Genomic DNA, 17,473 nt, shown 5'->3' with positions numbered 1-17,473 from the left:
CCGGATCGCGACGTATGCGCTGCAGGCGGAGGAGCGGCTGCCGATCGAGGCGACGCACATGCTGATCGCCGGGGCCATCGACTTCGTCGTGTTCATCGAGAAACGCAACGACTACGGCAGGGGCGGGCGGCTGCGCCGGTACGTCGCCAGCATCCGGGAGGTGACCGGCGTCGACGGCCGTGTGCTGTCGTCCGAGGTGTTCGCCCCCGGGCCGGACGGCGCCGCCGTCCCCCACGCGCCCGTCTCGTGCGCGGCGGAGCTGGCCCACTACGGCTACGACCCGAGCTACGGAGCGTGGGCATGAACGGCGTCGCGTTGGTGGGGCTGGCCCTGGTCGGCGGCGCGGCCGCCGGGGGAGGGCTGTTCCTGCTCGGCGCGTTCGCCCGCGGCGTCGAGCCGCGGCCCGCCGCCCCGGGCCGCACGGAGGAGCGCAGGCAGCGGCTGCGGCGGCTGTCGGCCCGGCTCGGCCTGGCCGCGGTGGTGGCGGCCGTCGTGCTGGCCGTGACCCGCTGGCCGGTCATCGCGATCGGCTCCGGACTGCTGGTGGTCGGATGGCACGGCCTGGCCGGCGGCGCCGCGGAGGAGCGCCGGGCTATGCACAACCTGGAGGCTCTCGCCGCCTGGACCGAGTCCCTGCGCGACACCATCGCCGGGGCGGCGGGCCTGGAGCAGGCCATCCCCGCGTCCGTACGGGCGGCCGCGCCGGTCCTCCAGCCCCACCTTCGGGCGCTGGTCGACCGGCTGCACACGCGCATGGCGATGCCGGACGCGCTGCAGCGCTTCGCCGACGACATCGCCGACCCCTCGGCCGACCTGGTGATCGCGGCGCTCATCCTCAACGCGAAGCTGCGCGGCCCGGGCCTGCGGGAGGTGCTCGGCGCGCTCGCCGGCTCCGCCCGGGAGGAGCTCGACGTGCGCCGCAAGGTCGAGGCCGAGCGCAGGTCCACCCGGCGCAGCGTCCAGATCGTCGTGGGCGCCTCGCTCGGGTTCGCCGCCATCCTGATCGTCTTCAACCCGTCGTACGTCGCCGAGTACCAGGGCCTGCTCGGCCAGCTCGTGCTGCTGGTCGTGGCGGTGCTGTTCGGCGCCGGCTTCGCCTGGATGCGCCGCCTGGCCCGGTTCGACAAGCCCGAGCGGCTGCTCGCCCGGACCGCCGTGCCGGCCGCGGCGGTGCCTGACTCGTTCGGCGCCCACGCCCAGCAGGAGGTCCCCGCGCGATGACGAGCGTCTCGACGGCCCTGTTCGCGGGCGCGCTGATGGGCCTCGGCCTGTTCGCGCTGGTCCGCGCGCTGTTCCCGGCCCGTCCCGGCATCGCCGCCCGGCTGTCGGCGATGGACGCCGTACGGCAGGGGAACGGCGTGTCCCGGGTGAGCCTGGTGACGACGGACGAGCACGTGAGCCCGCTGCGGCAGCGGGTCGGCGAGTCGGCCCAGCGGTTCTACGCCGCCCGCGGCTGGGAGCTGCGGTCGACCCGGGCCGACCTCGCGCTGCTGGCGCGGTCGTTCGAGGGTTTCCTCGCGACCAAGTGCCTGCTGGGCGCCTGCGGCCTGCTCGCCGCGCCCATCCTCGCCGCGTGGATGTCGCTGATGGGGTGGAGCGTCAGCCTCACCGTGCCGCTGTGGTCGGCGCTGCTGGTCGCGGGGGTGTTCTTCATGCTCCCGGACCTGCAGGTGAAGCGCGACGCGGCCGCGAGGCGGCGGGACTTCCGCCACGCGGTCGGGGCGTTCCTCGACCTCGTCGCGATGAACCTCGCGGGCGGGCGCGGCGTCCCCGAGGCGCTCATGATGGCGTCCTCGCTCGGCGAGGGCTGGGCGATGGTGCGGATCAGGGACGCCCTGGCGAACGCCCGCATCGTCGGCATCACGCCGTGGCAGGCCCTCGGCCAGCTCGGCGAGGAGGTCAACCTCGACGAGCTGCGCGATCTGTCGTCGGCCCTCGGCCTGGTCGCCGAGGACGGCGCCAAGGTGCGGCAGTCGCTGGCGGCCCGGGCGGAGACGATGCGCCGCCGGGAGCTCGCCGAGGTCGAGGGCCAGGCAGGCGAGCGTTCGCAGTCGATGCTCGTCGCGCAGTTGCTGCTGTGCGCCGGCTTCCTGGTGTTCCTGAGCTTTCCCGCCGCCATGAAAATGCTGGGTTCATGAAAAGGGGATCACGCCGATGAATCCGTTCGAATATCCCGCCGTCGTCTACCTCCGCGCGCTGCTGGCCGACCGGGTGGGGCGCGCCCGCACGGCGCCGTCCCGGGGCGCCTCCGCCGTCGAGTGGGTCATCATCACCGCCATCATCGCCGGGGTGGCGCTCACGCTGGCGACGCTCATCCAGAACCTCGTCAGCAGCAAGTCGGCCGAGATCTCCAGCAACTTCGGCGGCGGTGGCGGCACCGGGAAGAACTGACGGGAGCGATCGGTGAGGGTGACGGCGAGCCGGCGCGGGGCGGCCCCTGACAGGGGCGCGTCCACGGTGGAGCTCGCCATCATCATGCCGGTCGTGCTCGTCGTCATGCTGCTGATCGTGCAGCTCGCGCTGGTGTTCCACGCGCGCCAGATCGCCGACGGCGCGGCGCGGGCGGGCGCGCGGGTGGCCCGGGCGGCCGGCGTGGGCGCGAACGCCGGCGACTGGCAGCGGGCGGCCGAGGCGCAGGCGCGGGCGCGGGTCGCGCTGATCGGGAAGAAGGTGCTGGAGAACCCGACCGTGCGCGCCTGGCAGGAGGGCGACCAGCGGGGCGTCACCGTTACCGGCGACGTCGCCGCGGCCGTCCCGCTGCTGCCCGGCATGACCTTCACGATCAACGCCCGCTCCGGCGGCCCCATCGAGTGCTTCCGTCCCGACGACGGCACCGGAGACTGCCAGTGACCGCCCCCCACCCGAAGGCCGCAGCCGCTACCTCGGTCCCTACGGCGCCCGACCCCTGTGCGAGGGGCGCGGCCGTGTCTGGACTGAGGAGCGCGCGGGAGCGCAGCGACCAGAGCGCGACGAGGGAAGACGCGGTCAAGAAGGGCGCCCCGAGCCCGCCGTGCCGGAGGCGCGGTCATGAACAGGGCGCCCCGAGCCCGCCGCGCCGGAGGCGCGGCCATGAACAGGGCGCCCCGAGCCCGCCGCGCCGGAGGCGCGGTCATGAACAGGGCGCCCCGAGCCCGCGCGAGCGGAGCGAGCGCAGTCAAACACCACGCGGCCATGAACAGGGCTCAATGGCTGTGGAGGCGGTGCTGCTGGCGCCGGTCATCCTGCTGTTCCTGCTGTTCATCGTGGGGGCGGGCCGGATTGTGGAGGCGAAGGGCGAGGTGGACGGCGCGGCGCGGGACGCGGCGCGGGCGGCGTCGGTGCAGCGGGACTTCGGTTCGGCGCAGCAGGCGGCGGCGCGGGCGGCGCGGGCGGGGCTCGACTGCCGGGGCGGCCCGAGTGTGAGTCTCGGCGGCAGCGACTGGGAGCAGGGCGGGAACGTGCGGGTCGAGGTGGGCTGCGACGTCGACCTGGGGTCGGTGAGCGGTTTCGGGTTCGCGCCGACCCTGCACATGAGCAGCACGTCGGTCGTGCCGCTGGAGCGGTTCCGGAGGATCGGATGAGGGCCCGGGGGAGGACGCGCGGGGAGCGCGGCTCGCTGTCGGTGTTCATGGTCGGGTTCGCGTTCCTGGGCTTGGGCCTGGCGGGGATCCTGGTCGATCTGTCGTCGATGATGAACGCCTACCTGCGGGCGGCCGACATCGCGGAGCAGGCGGCGCGGGCGGGGGCGGACACGATCGACGAGGACTATCTGCTGAGCACAGGCGTCGTGCGGATCTCGGACGCGGGGACGGCCTGCGCGGCCGCGCGGGCGATCGTGGCGGCGCACGGGGACGCGGACGTCGTCCTGCTGAGCTGCCGGGTGCCGGACGACCAGCACGTGACGGTGGGGGTCAGGCTGCCCTGGCAGGCGTACTTCCTGGCTGTGTTCGGCGTGCAGGGGGGCACCCGGGACGCGGAGGCGACGGCCGGGCCGGACACGGGACAGGGAGGCTGACCGCATGTCACCGCGGCAGGCCGTGCACATCAGGGCGCAGCGCACGGCGTCGGACGTCGCGTTCGGGGTGCTGGCCATCCTGGCGCTCGCGGGGTTGCTGGCGGGCGTGCCGTACGCGCTGGCGCGGTTCCTGGGGTCGCCGATCCCGGACGGCGGGTTCTCGCTGAGCATGCTCACCGAGGAGGTGGGGCTCAGCACGGTCCTCGACATGCTGTCGATCCTCGTCTGGCTGGCGTGGCTGCAGCTGGTGGCGTGCGTGCTGGTCGAGCTGTGGGCGGGGATCCGCAGGGTGGGGGTGCCGGCGCGGGTGCCGTTCGCGCGGGGGCCGCAGGCGCTCGCGCACCGGCTGGTGACGGCGGCGCTGCTGCTGTTCACGGCGACGGCGGTGGTGGCGCCGGTCGTGAGCACGCTGGCCGCGCCGCAGGCGCCGCAGCACACGGTGTCGGACGTGCGGGAGAAGGCGCCCGCGCCGGAGAAGGAGGTGCTCGCGCCGGTCAAGAAGACGAAGAAGGTGTACGTCGTCCAGCCGCCGGAGGGGCGCCACCACGAGAGCCTGTGGGAGATCGCGGAGAAGTGCCTCGGCGAGGGCCGGCGCTACCGGGAGATCTACCACCTCAACGAGCACCGGGAGCAGCCGGACGGCAGCCGCCTGAAGATGGCGGACCTGATCCGCCCGGGCTGGGTGCTCGACATGCCGGACGACGCGGTCAACGTGCACGTCGTGCCGATCGACGAGGACCGGCCGGCCACGCTGCACGACCACCCGGGCAAGCCGTCCGAGCTGGACGGGCGCACCCACTACGACCAGGTGGACGGCGGCCGGGCGACCACTCCGGACGGCGGCCACGACGAGCAGGCGGGCCGTCCGGCCGACCCGGAGATGACGCAGGACATCCGCGAGCACGTGCGGGACGTGCAGCGCGGACACCGGCAGGCGCCGGAGTCGCCGGTGGCGGACATCGCGGCCGCCTGGCCGGACTTCCTGGCGGCGGCCTCGCTCGCCGCGGCGGGGCTGCTGGCGGCTCTCGGCAGCCGCAGGCGGACGCAGCTGTGGAACCGGGCGTTCGGGCGGCGGCTGCCGCATCCCGAGGGCGACGCGGCCCTGGCCGAGATGGCCCTGCTCCTGGGGGCCGACCTGCACGGGTCACGGCTGCTGGACGTCGGGCTGCGCCACCTCAGCCAGGCGCTCGCGGCGCAGGGCCGTACGCCGCCGACGGTGTTCGCGGCGTTCCTCGCGCGGACCCATCTCGACCTGTGGATCCACCCGGCCGACCGGGACGCCCCGGCGCCCTGGGCGGCGGTCGACGGCGGCCGGATCTGGCGGCTCACGGCGGCCGACGGGCACCGGCTGCCCGACCTGCCCGACGTGCTGGCGCCGTACCCGGGGCTGGTGTCGCTCGGCACGAGCGAGGCGGGGCGCGTGCTGGTGGACCTGGAGGCGGCGCACGGCCTGATCAACCTGCGCGGCCGTCCGCACGTGGTGGCCGCGGCGCTGGCCGCCCTGGCGGTGGAGCTCGCGACCAACCGCTGGTCGGACCACATGCGCCTGGTCCTCGTCGGGTTCGGCGCGGAGCTGTCGCTGATCGCGCCCGACCGGATCAGCGTCTTCCCCACGCTGGCCGAGGCCCTGCCGGAGCTGGAGGCGCGCACCGACGACGTGCGCCGGGCGCTGGCGGCGTCCGGCCTCGACTCGGTGCTGACCGGCCGCTGCCGGGGGGTGTACGGCGAGGCGTGGATGCCCGTCTACCTGCTGAGCGCGACGCCGCCGGCCCCCGATGAGGCGGCGCGGCTGGCCGACCTCGCCAGGACGGGGACGCGGCTGTCGTCCGGCTACCTGGTGGCGGGCGACGACGTCCCCGGCTCGTCGTGGGCGTGGGAGCTGTCGCCCGACGGCCGGGCCGAGGTGCGGGCGCTCGGGCTGGAGGTGCGCGGCCAGCTCCTTCCGGAGCAGCAGTACGCGCAGGTGATCGAGCTGTTCCGCAGCGCCGGGCGGGACGAGGTGGTCATGGACGACCCGGAGCCGTCCGGGCCGGCGGCGGCGCAGCTCCACCCGGGTTTCCGCCCGGCCGTGGAGGTGCGGGTGCTCGGGTCCGTGGAGGTGCTCGCGCCCCGGCCGCTGGAGGAGGAGCGGCTGGCGCTGTGCGCCGAGCTGGTGGCGTACCTGGCCACCCACCCAGGTGGCGTCCACCCGCGGGTGCTGGCCGGGGCGCTGTGGCCGCGCGGCGTCGAGGCGTCGGTGCGCGACGCGGCGGTCGAGCGGACGCGGCAGTGGCTGGGCGCCGACAGCGGCGGGCGGCCCAACCTGTACGCGGACGAGGACGGGCGGCTCCACCTCGGCCCCGAGGTGCGGGTCGACTGGCTGGCGTTCCGCGAGCTGATGCGGCTGGCCAAGACGGAGCCGGCGCGGGAGGCCGAGCACCTGACCCGGGCGCTCGACCTGGTGCGCGGCCCGCTCCTGAACGGCCGGCCGCCCGGCCGCTACCTGTGGCTGGCGGGCGACGGCCTGGTCTACGAGGCCTCGGCCCGGGTGTCGGACGCCGCCCGCCGGCTGTCGCGCCTGCGCCTGGAGGCGGGCGACGCCTGGGGCGCCATGACGGCCGCGCAGGCCGGGCTGCGCCTGTCGGAGGAGGACGAGGGCCTGTGGCGGGAGCTGCTGCGGGCGGCCCATGCGACCGGTGACGGGGCGACCCTGCAGAACTGGGTCACCACCCTGCGCCGCCGGGCCGCCTCCTCCCCGTACCAGGGCCGGCTGGTGCCCGAGACCGAGGCGCTCATCGAGGAGCTCCTGCCCGCCCCCGTCCGGGCCGCCGGATAGGAGCTCCCGCCGTGACCCCCCACCCGCCTCCCGCCCGTGGCGTCCGCCGGTGTCCGCCGGGCCGCGGGACGGCGGCGCCGGTGGCCGTGCTCATGACGGTGCTGGCGGCGGGGTGCGCCCCCGGGCCGTCCCAGGGCTACCGGCCGCCGCCCGCCGGAGCGACCGTCTCGGCCGTGCCCGCCCCGACCGGTGCGACGGGCGGGAGCACCCCAGGCCCGGCGACCCCGGCGCCCGCACGTACGGGGCGGCCGTCCTTCCCGTTCCCGCGTGACTTCAGGGTCGTCGTGGCGACGTCGGGCGCGCCGGCGAAGGCGGCGGGGGCCGTGCGGACGTTCGGGGAGTTCTGGCGGGCGTGGTGGTACGCCGTGACCACCGCGGGGCGCGACGAGCGCTACCTCCAGTACATCGTCCCCGGCACCGAGGACTACGGGACCGGCCTGTTCGCCCGGGTGGTGGGCGAATGGAGGGCCGAGGGCGTCCGGCCGGTCGGCGTGGTCCGCGCGCACGACGTGCGGGTGGTCGCGGCGGACGCCGGCGGAGTCACGCTGGCGGGCTGCGGAGACGAGACCCGCGCGGGCACCAAGAACCTCACGACCGGACGGGTGAGCTGGACGTTCGGGCAGCACGACACATCGCGGTACAAGATCCGGATCATGATGGCCCCGGGGCAGGCGGGCGGCTGGCGGGTCCGCGCCTACCAGTCCGTCCCCGTCACGAGCCCCGCGGGCAGGGAGTGCCGATGACGATACGAAGGTTCCTCGCGGTGGCGGCCGCCGTCCTCGCGACGCTCGTCGCCGCGGCTCCGGCGCACGCCGACCCCGGCGGCGGGGGAGGCGGCGACGGGAACGGCAGCTACTACGCGTACGTGAAGTCGCTCGTGCACATCAAGGGCTCGGGCTACCGGGGCAAACCCAGTGTGCAGGTCGACTACGACCCGCCGCACTGCTGGTACCAGCCGCAGTACACCTACGACGAGATGTTCGACTGGGTGCAGCGGGTCTACTTCGCATGGCACCACCAGGGCCCCGAGGACCAGGCCGGCGCGTCCGCCTGGCAGAAGGAGACGCTCGCCAAGATCAGGGAGCACGAGGGCGAGCCCGGCAAGATCTTCTGGTTCCTCACCGACGACGGCACCGACGCCGGCTGGAACTGCTACGTCAGCACCGACCCCTTCTGGATCTACGTCGGCGCGCAGCCGCCGGCCGCCCTGGGCGACAAGATCATCGACCCGATGGACCTCGCCCTCATCGCCCGGGCCAACCTCACGCTGCCCAAACCGCGCTTCCGGCTGAACCCGCCGGCCAGGAACGGCGTGAACCGCAGCTACGTCGGCCTGCCCACATGGGTGAGCACGCCGCGCGTCCAGCAGCTCGACGTCACCGCGTACGTCGAGGGGACGAACCTGTCGGCCACGATCACGGCGACGCCGGTCCGGGTGGACATCTCGGTCAGCGACCCCGGCGCCCAGGTGCGGGACGGCCGGGCCACGTGCCCGCGCTTCAGCCAGGGCGCCAACCCCGACGCCGGGTGCACCGTGCGCTTCAGCCACGCCTCCATCGGCGGGCCGTACCGGATCACGGTGACGCAGGTCTGGGACATCGCAACGAACGTCGGGGGCGTGAACCTCGCGCCCGACCCGGCGCTCATGTCCACCTCCCAGACCGTCGTCGTCGACGAGATCCAGTCCACCGTCACGAAGTGAGCGCCGCTCCACGCTCCCGGCACCGGGAGCGTGGAGCGGCCGGGCCGGTCAGCGGCCCAGGTGGGCGCCGCCGTTCACGTGGATCACCTGGCCGGTGATGTGGCCGGCGGCCGGCGATGCCAGGAAGGCGACCGTGGAGGCGATGTCCTGCGGCGTGCCCGCCCGGCCGTTCCTGGTGGCCTCGACCCGGCGGCGCACGCCCTCGTCGTCGAGCCGTCCCCGGAAGAACTCGGTGTCGACGACCAGGCCGGGCGCGACCAGGTTGGCGGTGGCGTCCCTCCTCCGCCCGACCTCGGCGGCCAGGTCGGCGGTCCACGACTCGAGGGCGGCCTTGGCCGCGCCGTACGACCCGGAGCCCGTGCCGCGCGCGGCGATCGAGCCCAGGTTGACGATCCGGGCGCGGTCGCCGAGGCGCGGCAGCAGCGCCGTGGTCACCAGGACGGCGGACAGCAGGTTCGCCTCCAGGTTGGCCCGCCACGCCTCCGCCACCGAGGCGAGGTCGCCGGCCGCCTCCCGGTCGAGGTCGGTGTTTCCCCCCGCGTTGTTGACGAGCACGTGCACGGTCTCGGGAAGCAGGGGGAGCGCCCCCTCCACCGCCACCGGGTCGGCCGCGTCGAACGCGACATACCGCGCGCCCAGCCGCTGGGCCGCGTCCTTGAGCACGTGCTCGCGCCGGCCGGTGATCGTCACCCGGTGGCCCGTCTGCGTGAACTCCCGCGCGATCGCGTAGCCGATCCCCGTCGCGCCGCCCGTCACCACTACTTCACGCATGATCTTCATCCTCCTTGCCGGATATCTACGAATACCCGACCCGGCCGGTCATAGCCGCTCGGCATAACGACTTCACAAGATTGACTGGAGATTTACCGTGAGGGCGGCCCCTCTGTCGATGAAGGAGTGACTGGATGAGTAACAGCTTGCTCGGCGGCGACCCCGCGGAGATGCAGAGCATGGCCGCGCAGTTCAGCCAGCAGGCGGACCAGGTTCGCGCCACGATGGCCAACCTCGACCGTGAGGCGGCCAAGGTCGGCACCGCCTGGACCGGCCCCGGCGCGCAGCGCTTCCACGACGCCTGGCAGAGCTACCGCGCGGCGTTCCAGCGCATGTCCGAAGAGCTCAACGAGGCCTCCCGGGTCATCACCACATACCGCGGCAACATCGAGTCCGCCACCCGCTGACCCACGCCGGCCCGTCCCAGGGCCGTCCCGCCGAGGCCGTCCCCCGCGTCAGGACGGCCTCGCGTCGTTCCCGGCCGGCTCCCCGCGATCAGGCGGGTACGGCGGCCTGGACGGGCGTCACGGTCCCGGAGATCACGAGCAGCCCGCGCCCCGGAGGGCCGCCCACCGCGCCGCGCGGCAGCCGTACGGTGAACAGGTCGCCGTCTGCCGGGCTCTGGACGGACAGCAGCAGCCCGGTCCGCGCCTTGCGCGCCTCGGCCGTGAAGCCCCGGTAGGCCGTCGCGAGGTCGCCGGTGGTCCCGGCAAGCAGCATCCCGTGCTCCCCGTCCCGGCCGCCGCGCAGGATCTCGTCGAGGGCGAGGCCGAGCGCCGAGTCGGGTGAGATCAGCTCGGCGTCGTCGACGATCGCGACGTACCTGTCCCGCCCGGCGACCAGCGCCAGCGGGTCGTGCGCGCCCGGCAGCCCGCCGAAGTCGTCCGTCCCGCCGCCGGTCACGCTCCGCGCGTTGCCGTCCAGCACGGCGAGCACGCCCGGCGCGCCCGCGAGCTCCCGGAGCGGGCTGCGCCGCGGGGTGACGACGAGCACCGGCGTCCCCCTCTGGAGCAGCGAGCGGGCCGCCGTGAGCAGGCACGACGAGCGGCCCGACCGGGGCGGCCCGGCGACCACGGCGGCCGGGCCCTGGCCGAGCAGGTCGATCCCGAGGGGCGCGAGGGCGTCGCCGCCCGCGCCGAGCAGCGCCCACAGCGGCGACGGCGGCTCGAACGACGGCGCGAGCTCCAGCGCCTGCCCGGCGGTGATCCGCGGGGGCAGTGCGTCGACCCGCAGCGGCGGCTCCGACGGCCACACCCACGGCCCGGGCCGGCCCGGCTCGCCGCCGAACCGCGCCGCGGCCGAGCGGCCGAGCTCCTGCAGGGCGGCCACCTGGGCCGGCCCGGACGGGTCGTCGCCCAGCAGCGCGATCTGGCTCTCCACCAGGCCGTGCTCCCCGGCCGACAGGGCCCTACCCGGGGGCATGGCGGCCGGCAGGCTCCGCGCCGGGAACCCGGCCAGGCCGTAGTCGGCGGGGTCGGCCAGCCGCAGCACCAGCCGGTCGTCGAAGACGGTCGAGATCTGCCCGAGCAGGCCCGACCTGTCCGACGTCACCACCGCGCGCAGCCCGACGGCCGGTCCCTCCCGCAGCAGCTGGAGCAGGGCGTCGACCAGCCGCCCGTAGTCGTAGTTCTCGAACGCCGCGACGTACCCCTCCCACCGGTCGACCATCAGCACCAGCCACGGCAGCCGCCCCACGCCCTGCGCGGAGCCGGCCGGCCGCCGCGACCTGGCCGCGGCCCTGGCCTCGGCCAGCGAGGCGTACCCGGCCTCGGCGAGCAGGTGCTGGCGGCGCCCGACCTCGGCCCGCAGCCGCGTCAGCAGCCGCTCCACCCGGTCGAGCTGGTCGCGGGTGACCACGGCGCCGCAGTGCGGGAGGCCGACGAGCGGCAGCAGCGCCCCCGAGCCGCAGTCGACGGCGTGGATGTGCACGTCCTCGGGCGAGGCCCCGGCCGCGATCGAGCCCGCGATCGTGCGCAGCGCCGTCGACCTGCCGCTGCGCGCCGCGCCCGCGACCAGCAGGTGGCCGCCGTGGCGCGGGTCGAGGGAGAGCGGCCGTCTGTCCTGCTCCCACGGCAGGTCCGCCAGCCCGTACGGCAGGGCCGGCACCTCCTCGGCTCCGGGACGGTACGGCCGGGCGGCCTCCAGCAGCCGGCCGTCCCCGGCGCCGTCGTGCTCGCCGTACCGGGGCCGGGTTCGCGCCGGAGCGGGCGGGGCTGGGGACAGGACCACCCGGTCGGGCAGGGGCGGCAGCCAGGGGCTGGGCTGGCGGGGCACGCCGCGTCCGGCCTCCCTGAGCGCCTCGACCAGCAGCGCGAGGTCGGTGTCGGCGGAGGCGGGCGCGGGCGGCGGGGCGAGGGGATGGCCAAGGGACGCCCAGGGCAGGTCGACCACGCGCAGCTCCTCGCCGGCCCGGGGCCGCCCGTCCGCGCCGCGGCCGGGGGCGCGGCCGCCGATCCTCGCGGCCTGGACGGCGACCGGATGCCCGGACCCGGCCCGGACGTAGCAGCGGCCGGGCGTCGAGCGGGAGATGTGAGCCGCGTCGGGCCCGTCGATCACGTCGGACGACTCGCGGGCGTCGGTCACCCGAAGGGCGATCCGCAGCGAGGTGTTGGCCTGGATGTCGGCCGTGACCACGCCGCCGGGCCGCTGCGTGGCGAGGATCAGGTGGATGCCGAGCGACCGGCCGCGCCGGGCGACGTCCACCAGGCCGTCGACGAACTCGGGGAGCTCGGCCACGAGCGCCGCGAACTCGTCGATGATCAGCACGAGCCGGGGCAGCGGCGGGTGGGCCTCGCCCGGCTCGGCCGCCTCCTCCGGCACCGGGGCGCCGAAGATCCCGTGCCCGCGCCCCTGCCGGACGCCCCCCGAGCCCAGCACCCAGGTGGCGCCCCGGGCCCGTAGCCGCTGGTACTCCTCGACGTCCTTGGCCCCCGCCCGCAGCAGCAGCCGCTCCCTGCGCCTGATCTCCGCGGCCAGGGACGACAGGGCCCGCTGCGTGAGGTGGCCGTCGAGGTCGCTCACCATGCCGACCGTGTGCGGGAGCCGTACGCACTCCTTGAAGGCGGCCCCGCCCTTGTAGTCGATGAGCACGAACGTCATCTCGTCAGGCCGGTTGGCCACGGCCAGCGAGCAGATGAGCGTCTGGAGCAGCTCCGACTTGCCCGCGCCGGTGGTGCCCGCGACCAGGGCGTGCGGGCCGTCCCTGCCGAGGTCCACCTCGAACGGGCCCTCCGGGCCGACCCCGATGACGGCCCGGGTGGACCTGCCCCACCGCTCGGCCAGCTCCGACGGGCTGGGGACCGGCCCGGCCCCCAGGAGGTCGAGCAGCCGGACCGAGTCGGGCAGCGCCGAGGCCGGGTCGTCCCTGCTCACGTCGCGGAGCGGGGCGAGCGCCCGGGCCAGGCGGTCGGCCCACGACGCCGAGACCTGGTCGGCCCGGATCCCGTCGAGCGGGTCGAGGCCGCCGCCGTGCAGCCGCACCGCGCCCGCGGCGTCGCAGGAGACCACGGTCGCGCACTCCTCGGGGAGCAGCCGCTCGTCGGCGTCGAGGGCGATCGTGTAGACCCCCGCGCGCGGGCCCTGCCTGAGCACCTGCGGCATCCCGGGCAGGCCGCGCAGCACCTGGGCGCCGTCGAGGACCACCAGCACGTCGTACGGCCGCTCGTCGTAGGCCGTGAAGCCCGCCTCGCCCGCCGGACCGGACTCCGAGCGGCCGAGGTCCTCCCAGCCGGCCGGGCCCCCGCCCAGCCGCGTCCCGCGCAGGACCTCCGCGTACGGCCCGCCCCGCCCCTCGGCGTCGAGCCGCTCGGCCACGAGGGCCGCGAGCTCCGACACGCGGCGGGCGGCCGACTCGGGGTCGGCGGCGACCAGCGCCGCGCAGTCGGCCGTCAGCGAGCCCCCGCGGGAGGAGGCGTCGGGGACGCAGTGGGGCAGCCAGCGCACCCAGCCCCACTGCTCGGCGCTGTCGGGGTGGGCCGACAGCACGACGATCGCCAGGTCGCGGGGGCTGTGCAGGGCCGCGGCCTGCCCTACGAGCCAGCGGGCGCAGCCGAGGGCCACCCGGCGCGGCCCGGTCAGGCCCGCGACGCCGAGCCGCCGCATGACCAGCGCGACCGGGACGTTCAGGCAGGACGGCGGCTCGGGCCGGAGCGCGTCCGGCGGCGCGCCGGTCTCGGGCTCGTACTCCAGGTCGGCCGGCAGGTCGGCCAGGCCCACCCGCAGGCGCAGGGCGTCGCGGTCGTGGACGCGGCGCTCCCACAGCCGCCGCCGGGGCCCGGTCGCGGTGAGCAGCACCTCGGCAGGGTCGGGCGCGCCGCTCCGCCGGGCCGCCTCGTCCTCCTCGACCGCCCGGGCGACCTCCTCCTCGAACGCCGCCAGCCGCTCCCGGTACGCCTTGATCGCCCGGCGGTGCTTCTTCCTGCCGTGCCTGCGGTCGCCGGCCCACTGGCCGAGCATGATCAGCGGGGTCATGAAGGCGATCAGCAGGAAGTACCACAGGTGCAACGCCACGGCCATGACCAGGCCGAGGACCGCGGGGAGCAGCGCCGCGAGCACCTGCAGCCGGATGCCCTCGGCCCGCCTCGGCTCGGTCGGCACCGTGATACGCCGGCGGCGGTCGGGCCGCTGCAGGCGGGGCGGCCGGTTGTAGGCCAGCCCGCCGTCGGGCAGCGCGTCCAGATGGGCGTCCGGCGGCTCGACCGGCCCGGCGGAGAAGGCGGAGCCGCCGCACGCCAGCACGCCTCCGGCCGGCCAGCGCACGGCCTCGGTCACCGGCGCGCCGTCCAGCCTGGCCGTCTCGTCGTCGCCGGCCGGGTTCCGGGAACCGCCCAGGGCGTCCGGGGGTCCGCCGCCGCTCGTCGCGTCCCGTCCCGCCCGGCCGTCTCCCGCGGTGTCCCGGGGTCCATCGCCGGTCATGCCGTCGCGCCCCGCCCGGCCGCCGCGCCCGGCGCCTCTTGTCCGGAACGGCCCTCCCGACGGCGCGGGCCGGTCCTCCGGCCCGGCAGGCTCCACGGTCAGCGCGCTGGGGGTCAGGCGGATCACGGCGGCGACCGGCGGCATCCGGGGGTCGGGCACGGAGACGGCGCAGGCGGGGTCGGAGCCTAGCGTGTGGGCGCCGAGCCCGAGCCGGTGGACCGCCCCGGCCCCCGGCCCGCCGACGACGCGTACCTCGACCAGCCCGTCGGGCTCCTCCATCATCGTGGCGGCCGCCACGTGGCCGTCCAGGGCCACGATGTCGCCGTCGCGCAGCAGGCCGAAGACCGCGGCGTCCGGGTCGAGCGGCCGTCCGTCGAGCCACAGCTTGGCACCCGTCCCGGGCTGCGGGGACTGCCCGCGGTCGAGGTCGTACGGCGCGCGGGCGCGCGGGAGCCGTACGACGTTGGCGGGCCTGCCGGAGGCGCCGTCGAGCGCGGCGGCGAGCGCGGCGACCGTCGTCGCCTCGTCGCCCTCGACCATCACGTCACGCCGGCCGTGCTCGGCGACCACGGTGAGCGTAATCCGCATGCGCAGGCTCCCAGACGGCGGTTCCCGGCGTACGCGAACCGGCTGCTTTTCTTCGGAGGACCTCGGTGAAGTCCCCGGGGTGGAGAACGTCTTCGGGCAAAGCGTTTCATCTCAGGGCCGCGACGTGAAGATCACGCGTGCCGGTAGGCGGCCGGACGAGCCTCCCGCCCGCGATGTTCTCCGGGGGGACACCGTAGTCAGGCGCCCGCGCGCATTCCGCTGTTTTCCGTAATCGGTAAAGGTGTCCGCTCCCGCCGGAGGTTGTGGACCGGCATGCCCTCTGTGGCTGGGGATGCCGGAGGGTTCCGCGCGGACCGCAATGTCAGGACCGTTGTGAAGGATGTGATCGCTGTGATGGAAGTGAATAGCTACTATCACTAAATTACGCGATGGGATAGCGATGTGCAGAAATGGCGATAGATCCACTGCCGTTGACAGGCGTATTCCTAACGGATAAGCATGGGTCGCCGCTTCGCGGCACGGAGAACGCCGAAAGCTGCCCATAATGTGGTGAATTCGGAGCGAACAGCAAGACCGTAAACACATTGGTGCGGCCCGAAACAATGGGCGCGATCATTCTTGGGAGTCCCCCACCCATGAGGATCAGCGAGAAGCCTTCGCACGACGGCCGGGCGCCGGCGGGCGAGCGGCCGGGTCTTTCCGGGCCCGCCTCCCGCAAGCTGCCCGTGCCGCCGAGGGAGCGCAAGCCGGCGCTCGCCGCCCTCGCCGTCCTGCTCATCCTGGGCGGCTCGCTGGCCGCCACGCTGCTGGTCATGCGGAGCGGCGACCGGGTGTCGGCGGTGCGGATCGTGGAGCAGGTGGGAGCGGGCCAGCTCATCCCGGCGAGCGCGATCCAGGAGGTCCAGATCGCCGACACGGGCATCGACTACGTGCCCTGGCGGTTCAGCGACCGGGTCGTGAAGACGTACGCCGCCGTGACGCTGCTGCCGGGCACCCTGCTCACGGAGCAGATGGTCAGCGCCGACAGCGACGAGGTCGGGCCGGGCAAGGCGATCGTCGGGCTCGCGCTCAAGGCGGGGCAGGTGCCCTCCGGGCTCATCAAGGGCGACATGGTCCAGGTGATCTACGTGCCGTCGGCAGGCCGGGGCTCCTCCACCGCCCAGCAGCGGGTGCTCGCCTCCGCCGCCCGGGTCGAGAGCGTGGGCTCCCCGGAGCGCAGCGGCAGCGGGCTGGTCTCGGTCGTCGTCGACACCTCGGTGGCGCCGACCGTCGCCCTGTACGCCTCCAGCGGGGAGATCGCCCTCATCGAGCTTCCCGGGGCCAAGTGACGTGGCGCTCATCGTCCTCGCCGCCGACAAGGGGGCACCCGGGGTCACCACCGCGGCGACCGCCCTCGGCGCCGTCTGGCCCCGCCCGGTGCTGCTGGCCGAGTGCGACCCCTCCGGCGGCGACCTGGCCTACCGGCTCCCCGGCGCCGACGGCGGCATGCTCAACACCGGCAGGGGCCTGCTCAGCCTGGGCGCGGTCGCGCGCCGTGGCCTGCACGGCGACCAGATCCAGGAGCACACCCAGAAGCTCGTCGGCGGCCTCGACGTGCTCGTCGGCCTGACCACGGGCGAGCAGGCGGCGGGCCTGACCTGGCTGTGGGGCCCACTGGGCCGCTCGCTGGCCGCGTTCCCGCACGCCGACGTGCTGGCCGATTGCGGACGCCTCGGGCTGCACCCACAGATCAGCGACCTGGTGGCCGAGGCCGACCAGGTGGTCCTGTTCACCCGGGCCAGCCTCGACCACGTGGCCCACCTGCGGGAGCGGCTGACGCTGATCGGGCGCCCGGTCGGCGTGGTCGTCATCGCCGACCCCCGGTCGTACCGCGCCTCGCTGGAGGAGGTGCGGCGCATCGTCTCCGGGTGGGACGTCGCGTTCGTCGGCGGGCTCGCCTACGACCCGAAGGGCGCCGAGCTGCTGCGCGGGCAGTGGGGCGGGCGGCTCGACCGCAGCCTGCTCATCCGGACGGCGCGGGAGCTGGCGGCCCGCCTGGCCGGTCACGTGGCCGCCGACGACCGGCCGGCCCCGCGGCCCACAAGCCAGGAGCCGTCGAACGGGGTGCGGCCATGAGTGGCCGCCGGGCGGTGGACCACGGGCTGGTGAAGCGGTTCCGGCAGGAGGTCGGCGACCGGCTGGCCCATCAGCGGCGGCTGGACCAGGCGAGCGGGCTGCCGCCGATGACGGGGGAGGACGAGCGGCAGTTCGCCCGCGCGCTGATCGCCCAGGTGCTGGAGGAGTACGCCCGGGGCGAGATCGGCGTCGGGCGCACCCCGCCGACGGCCGAGGAGGAGGAGGCGCTCGCCGCGGGCATCCACGCCGCCCTGTTCGGCGTCGGCCGCCTCCAGCCGCTGCTCGACGACACCGAGGTCGAGAACATCGACGTCAACGGGTGCGACCGGGTGTTCGTCAGCTACGCGGACGGCCAGGAGCTCATGCACGACCCCGTGGCCGAGTCGGACGAGGAGCTGATCGAGCTCATCCAGATCCTCGCGGCGTACTCGGGGTTGTCGTCGCGGCCGTTCGACACGGCCAACCCGCAGCTGGACCTGCGCCTGCCGGACGGCTCCCGGCTGTCGGCGGTCATGGACGTCACCGTGCGCCCGGCGCTGTCGATCCGCCGCGCCCGCCTCGGCAAGGTCTTCCTCAGCGACCTCATCGGGAACGGCACCCTCACTCCCGAACT

The 17,473-nt window shown here is 75.3% G+C and carries 14 protein-coding genes and 2 pseudogenes; 14 read left to right on the top strand and 2 right to left on the bottom strand.

All coding sequences use genetic code 11. The annotated features are described in order from the left end of the window. From MPTA5024_RS24135 to MPTA5024_RS24090, 10 genes and pseudogenes are all read left to right on the top strand, one after another. A pseudogene (locus MPTA5024_RS24135) lies at positions 1-304 on the top strand (CpaF family protein); the annotation flags it as partial. Further along, positions 301-1,221, top strand: coding sequence for a type II secretion system F family protein (locus MPTA5024_RS24130; protein WP_157099685.1), 921 nt, complete (start codon positions 301-303; stop codon positions 1,219-1,221). The pseudogene MPTA5024_RS24135 and the gene MPTA5024_RS24130, both read left to right, overlap by 4 nt. Further along, positions 1,218-2,138, top strand: coding sequence for a type II secretion system F family protein (locus MPTA5024_RS24125; RefSeq protein ID WP_036328232.1), 921 nt, complete (start codon positions 1,218-1,220; stop codon positions 2,136-2,138). Before MPTA5024_RS24130 ends, MPTA5024_RS24125 begins: the two co-directional genes overlap by 4 nt. A gap of 16 nt (positions 2,139-2,154) precedes the next feature. Further along, a complete protein-coding gene (locus tag MPTA5024_RS24120) occupies positions 2,155-2,391 on the top strand; it encodes a hypothetical protein (protein WP_036328230.1) in 237 nt (78 codons plus the stop codon). A 12-nt stretch (positions 2,392-2,403) separates the two neighbouring features. After that, positions 2,404-2,850, top strand: a complete 447-nt coding sequence (locus MPTA5024_RS24115) for a TadE/TadG family type IV pilus assembly protein (RefSeq protein ID WP_051458588.1) — start codon at positions 2,404-2,406, stop codon at positions 2,848-2,850. Positions 2,851-3,185: 335 nt separating this feature from the next. Then, positions 3,186-3,560: a TadE family protein gene (locus MPTA5024_RS24110; protein WP_036328227.1), complete on the top strand. Its 375-nt coding sequence runs from the start codon at positions 3,186-3,188 to the stop codon at positions 3,558-3,560. After that, positions 3,557-3,994: a TadE/TadG family type IV pilus assembly protein gene (locus MPTA5024_RS24105; RefSeq protein WP_036328225.1), complete on the top strand. Its 438-nt coding sequence runs from the start codon at positions 3,557-3,559 to the stop codon at positions 3,992-3,994. The genes MPTA5024_RS24110 and MPTA5024_RS24105 overlap by 4 nt, the downstream gene beginning before the upstream one ends. 4 nt (positions 3,995-3,998) lie before the next feature. After that, positions 3,999-6,809, top strand: a complete 2,811-nt coding sequence (locus tag MPTA5024_RS24100; protein WP_036328223.1) for a bacterial transcriptional activator domain-containing protein — start codon at positions 3,999-4,001, stop codon at positions 6,807-6,809. A gap of 80 nt (positions 6,810-6,889) precedes the next feature. Then, positions 6,890-7,552 (top strand): hypothetical protein, encoded by a 663-nt coding sequence (locus MPTA5024_RS24095; protein WP_036328221.1) that lies wholly within the window; start codon positions 6,890-6,892, stop codon positions 7,550-7,552. Further along, on the top strand, positions 7,549-8,511 hold the full coding sequence (locus MPTA5024_RS24090; RefSeq protein WP_036328218.1) for a hypothetical protein: 963 nt from the start codon (positions 7,549-7,551) through the stop codon (positions 8,509-8,511). The genes MPTA5024_RS24095 and MPTA5024_RS24090 overlap by 4 nt, the downstream gene beginning before the upstream one ends. 48 nt (positions 8,512-8,559) lie before the next feature. On the opposite strand, the gene MPTA5024_RS24085 is transcribed toward MPTA5024_RS24090, so the two are convergent. Continuing rightward, positions 8,560-9,282 (bottom strand): SDR family NAD(P)-dependent oxidoreductase, encoded by a 723-nt coding sequence (locus MPTA5024_RS24085; protein ID WP_084370013.1) that lies wholly within the window; start codon positions 9,280-9,282, stop codon positions 8,560-8,562. A gap of 134 nt (positions 9,283-9,416) precedes the next feature. Between MPTA5024_RS24085 and MPTA5024_RS24080 the strand changes: the two genes are divergently transcribed. Then, positions 9,417-9,689, top strand: coding sequence for a WXG100 family type VII secretion target (locus MPTA5024_RS24080; RefSeq protein ID WP_036328213.1), 273 nt, complete (start codon positions 9,417-9,419; stop codon positions 9,687-9,689). 88 nt (positions 9,690-9,777) lie between these two features. Here the strand turns inward: MPTA5024_RS24080 and MPTA5024_RS24075 are convergent, their stop codons facing one another. Then, positions 9,778-14,784 carry an FtsK/SpoIIIE domain-containing protein gene (locus MPTA5024_RS24075; RefSeq protein WP_036328210.1) on the bottom strand — a complete coding sequence of 1,669 codons (5,007 nt, stop codon included), beginning with the start codon at positions 14,782-14,784 and terminating at the stop codon, positions 9,778-9,780. A gap of 596 nt (positions 14,785-15,380) precedes the next feature. On the opposite strand from MPTA5024_RS24075, the gene MPTA5024_RS24070 reads away from it, so the two are divergent. The 3 genes and pseudogenes from MPTA5024_RS24070 to MPTA5024_RS24060 form a co-directional block, all read left to right on the top strand. Continuing rightward, on the top strand, positions 15,381-16,073 hold the full coding sequence (locus MPTA5024_RS24070) for a hypothetical protein (protein WP_036328207.1): 693 nt from the start codon (positions 15,381-15,383) through the stop codon (positions 16,071-16,073). A 1-nt stretch (position 16,074) separates the two neighbouring features. Then, positions 16,075-16,860, top strand: coding sequence for a hypothetical protein (locus MPTA5024_RS24065; protein WP_036328205.1), 786 nt, complete (start codon positions 16,075-16,077; stop codon positions 16,858-16,860). Further along, a pseudogene (locus MPTA5024_RS24060) lies at positions 16,857-17,473 on the top strand (CpaF family protein); the annotation flags it as partial. The gene MPTA5024_RS24065 and the pseudogene MPTA5024_RS24060, both read left to right, overlap by 4 nt.

The organism is Microbispora sp. ATCC PTA-5024 (assembly GCF_000511135.2).
GTDB lineage: Bacteria > Actinomycetota > Actinomycetes > Streptosporangiales > Streptosporangiaceae > Microbispora > Microbispora corallina.
This window is presented reverse-complemented; position numbering and strand designations above follow the sequence as displayed.

What these genes read in the sequence shown, in the direction of transcription:
- MPTA5024_RS24130 (WP_157099685.1), top strand. Translation starts at nt 301, where the DNA reads ATGAACGGCGTCGCGTTGGTGGGGCTGGCCCTGGTCGGCGGCGCGGCC.
- MPTA5024_RS24090 (WP_036328218.1), top strand. Translation starts at nt 7,549, where the DNA reads ATGACGATACGAAGGTTCCTCGCGGTGGCGGCCGCCGTCCTCGCGACG.
- MPTA5024_RS24105 (WP_036328225.1), top strand. Translation starts at nt 3,557, where the DNA reads ATGAGGGCCCGGGGGAGGACGCGCGGGGAGCGCGGCTCGCTGTCGGTG.
- MPTA5024_RS24080 (WP_036328213.1), top strand. Translation starts at nt 9,417, where the DNA reads ATGAGTAACAGCTTGCTCGGCGGCGACCCCGCGGAGATGCAGAGCATG.
- MPTA5024_RS24125 (WP_036328232.1), top strand. Translation starts at nt 1,218, where the DNA reads ATGACGAGCGTCTCGACGGCCCTGTTCGCGGGCGCGCTGATGGGCCTC.
- MPTA5024_RS24075 (WP_036328210.1), bottom strand. Translation starts at nt 14,784, where the DNA reads ATGCGGATTACGCTCACCGTGGTCGCCGAGCACGGCCGGCGTGACGTG.
- MPTA5024_RS24120 (WP_036328230.1), top strand. Translation starts at nt 2,155, where the DNA reads ATGAATCCGTTCGAATATCCCGCCGTCGTCTACCTCCGCGCGCTGCTG.
- MPTA5024_RS24110 (WP_036328227.1), top strand. Translation starts at nt 3,186, where the DNA reads ATGGCTGTGGAGGCGGTGCTGCTGGCGCCGGTCATCCTGCTGTTCCTG.
- MPTA5024_RS24070 (WP_036328207.1), top strand. Translation starts at nt 15,381, where the DNA reads ATGAGGATCAGCGAGAAGCCTTCGCACGACGGCCGGGCGCCGGCGGGC.
- MPTA5024_RS24100 (WP_036328223.1), top strand. Translation starts at nt 3,999, where the DNA reads ATGTCACCGCGGCAGGCCGTGCACATCAGGGCGCAGCGCACGGCGTCG.
- MPTA5024_RS24085 (WP_084370013.1), bottom strand. Translation starts at nt 9,282, where the DNA reads ATGCGTGAAGTAGTGGTGACGGGCGGCGCGACGGGGATCGGCTACGCG.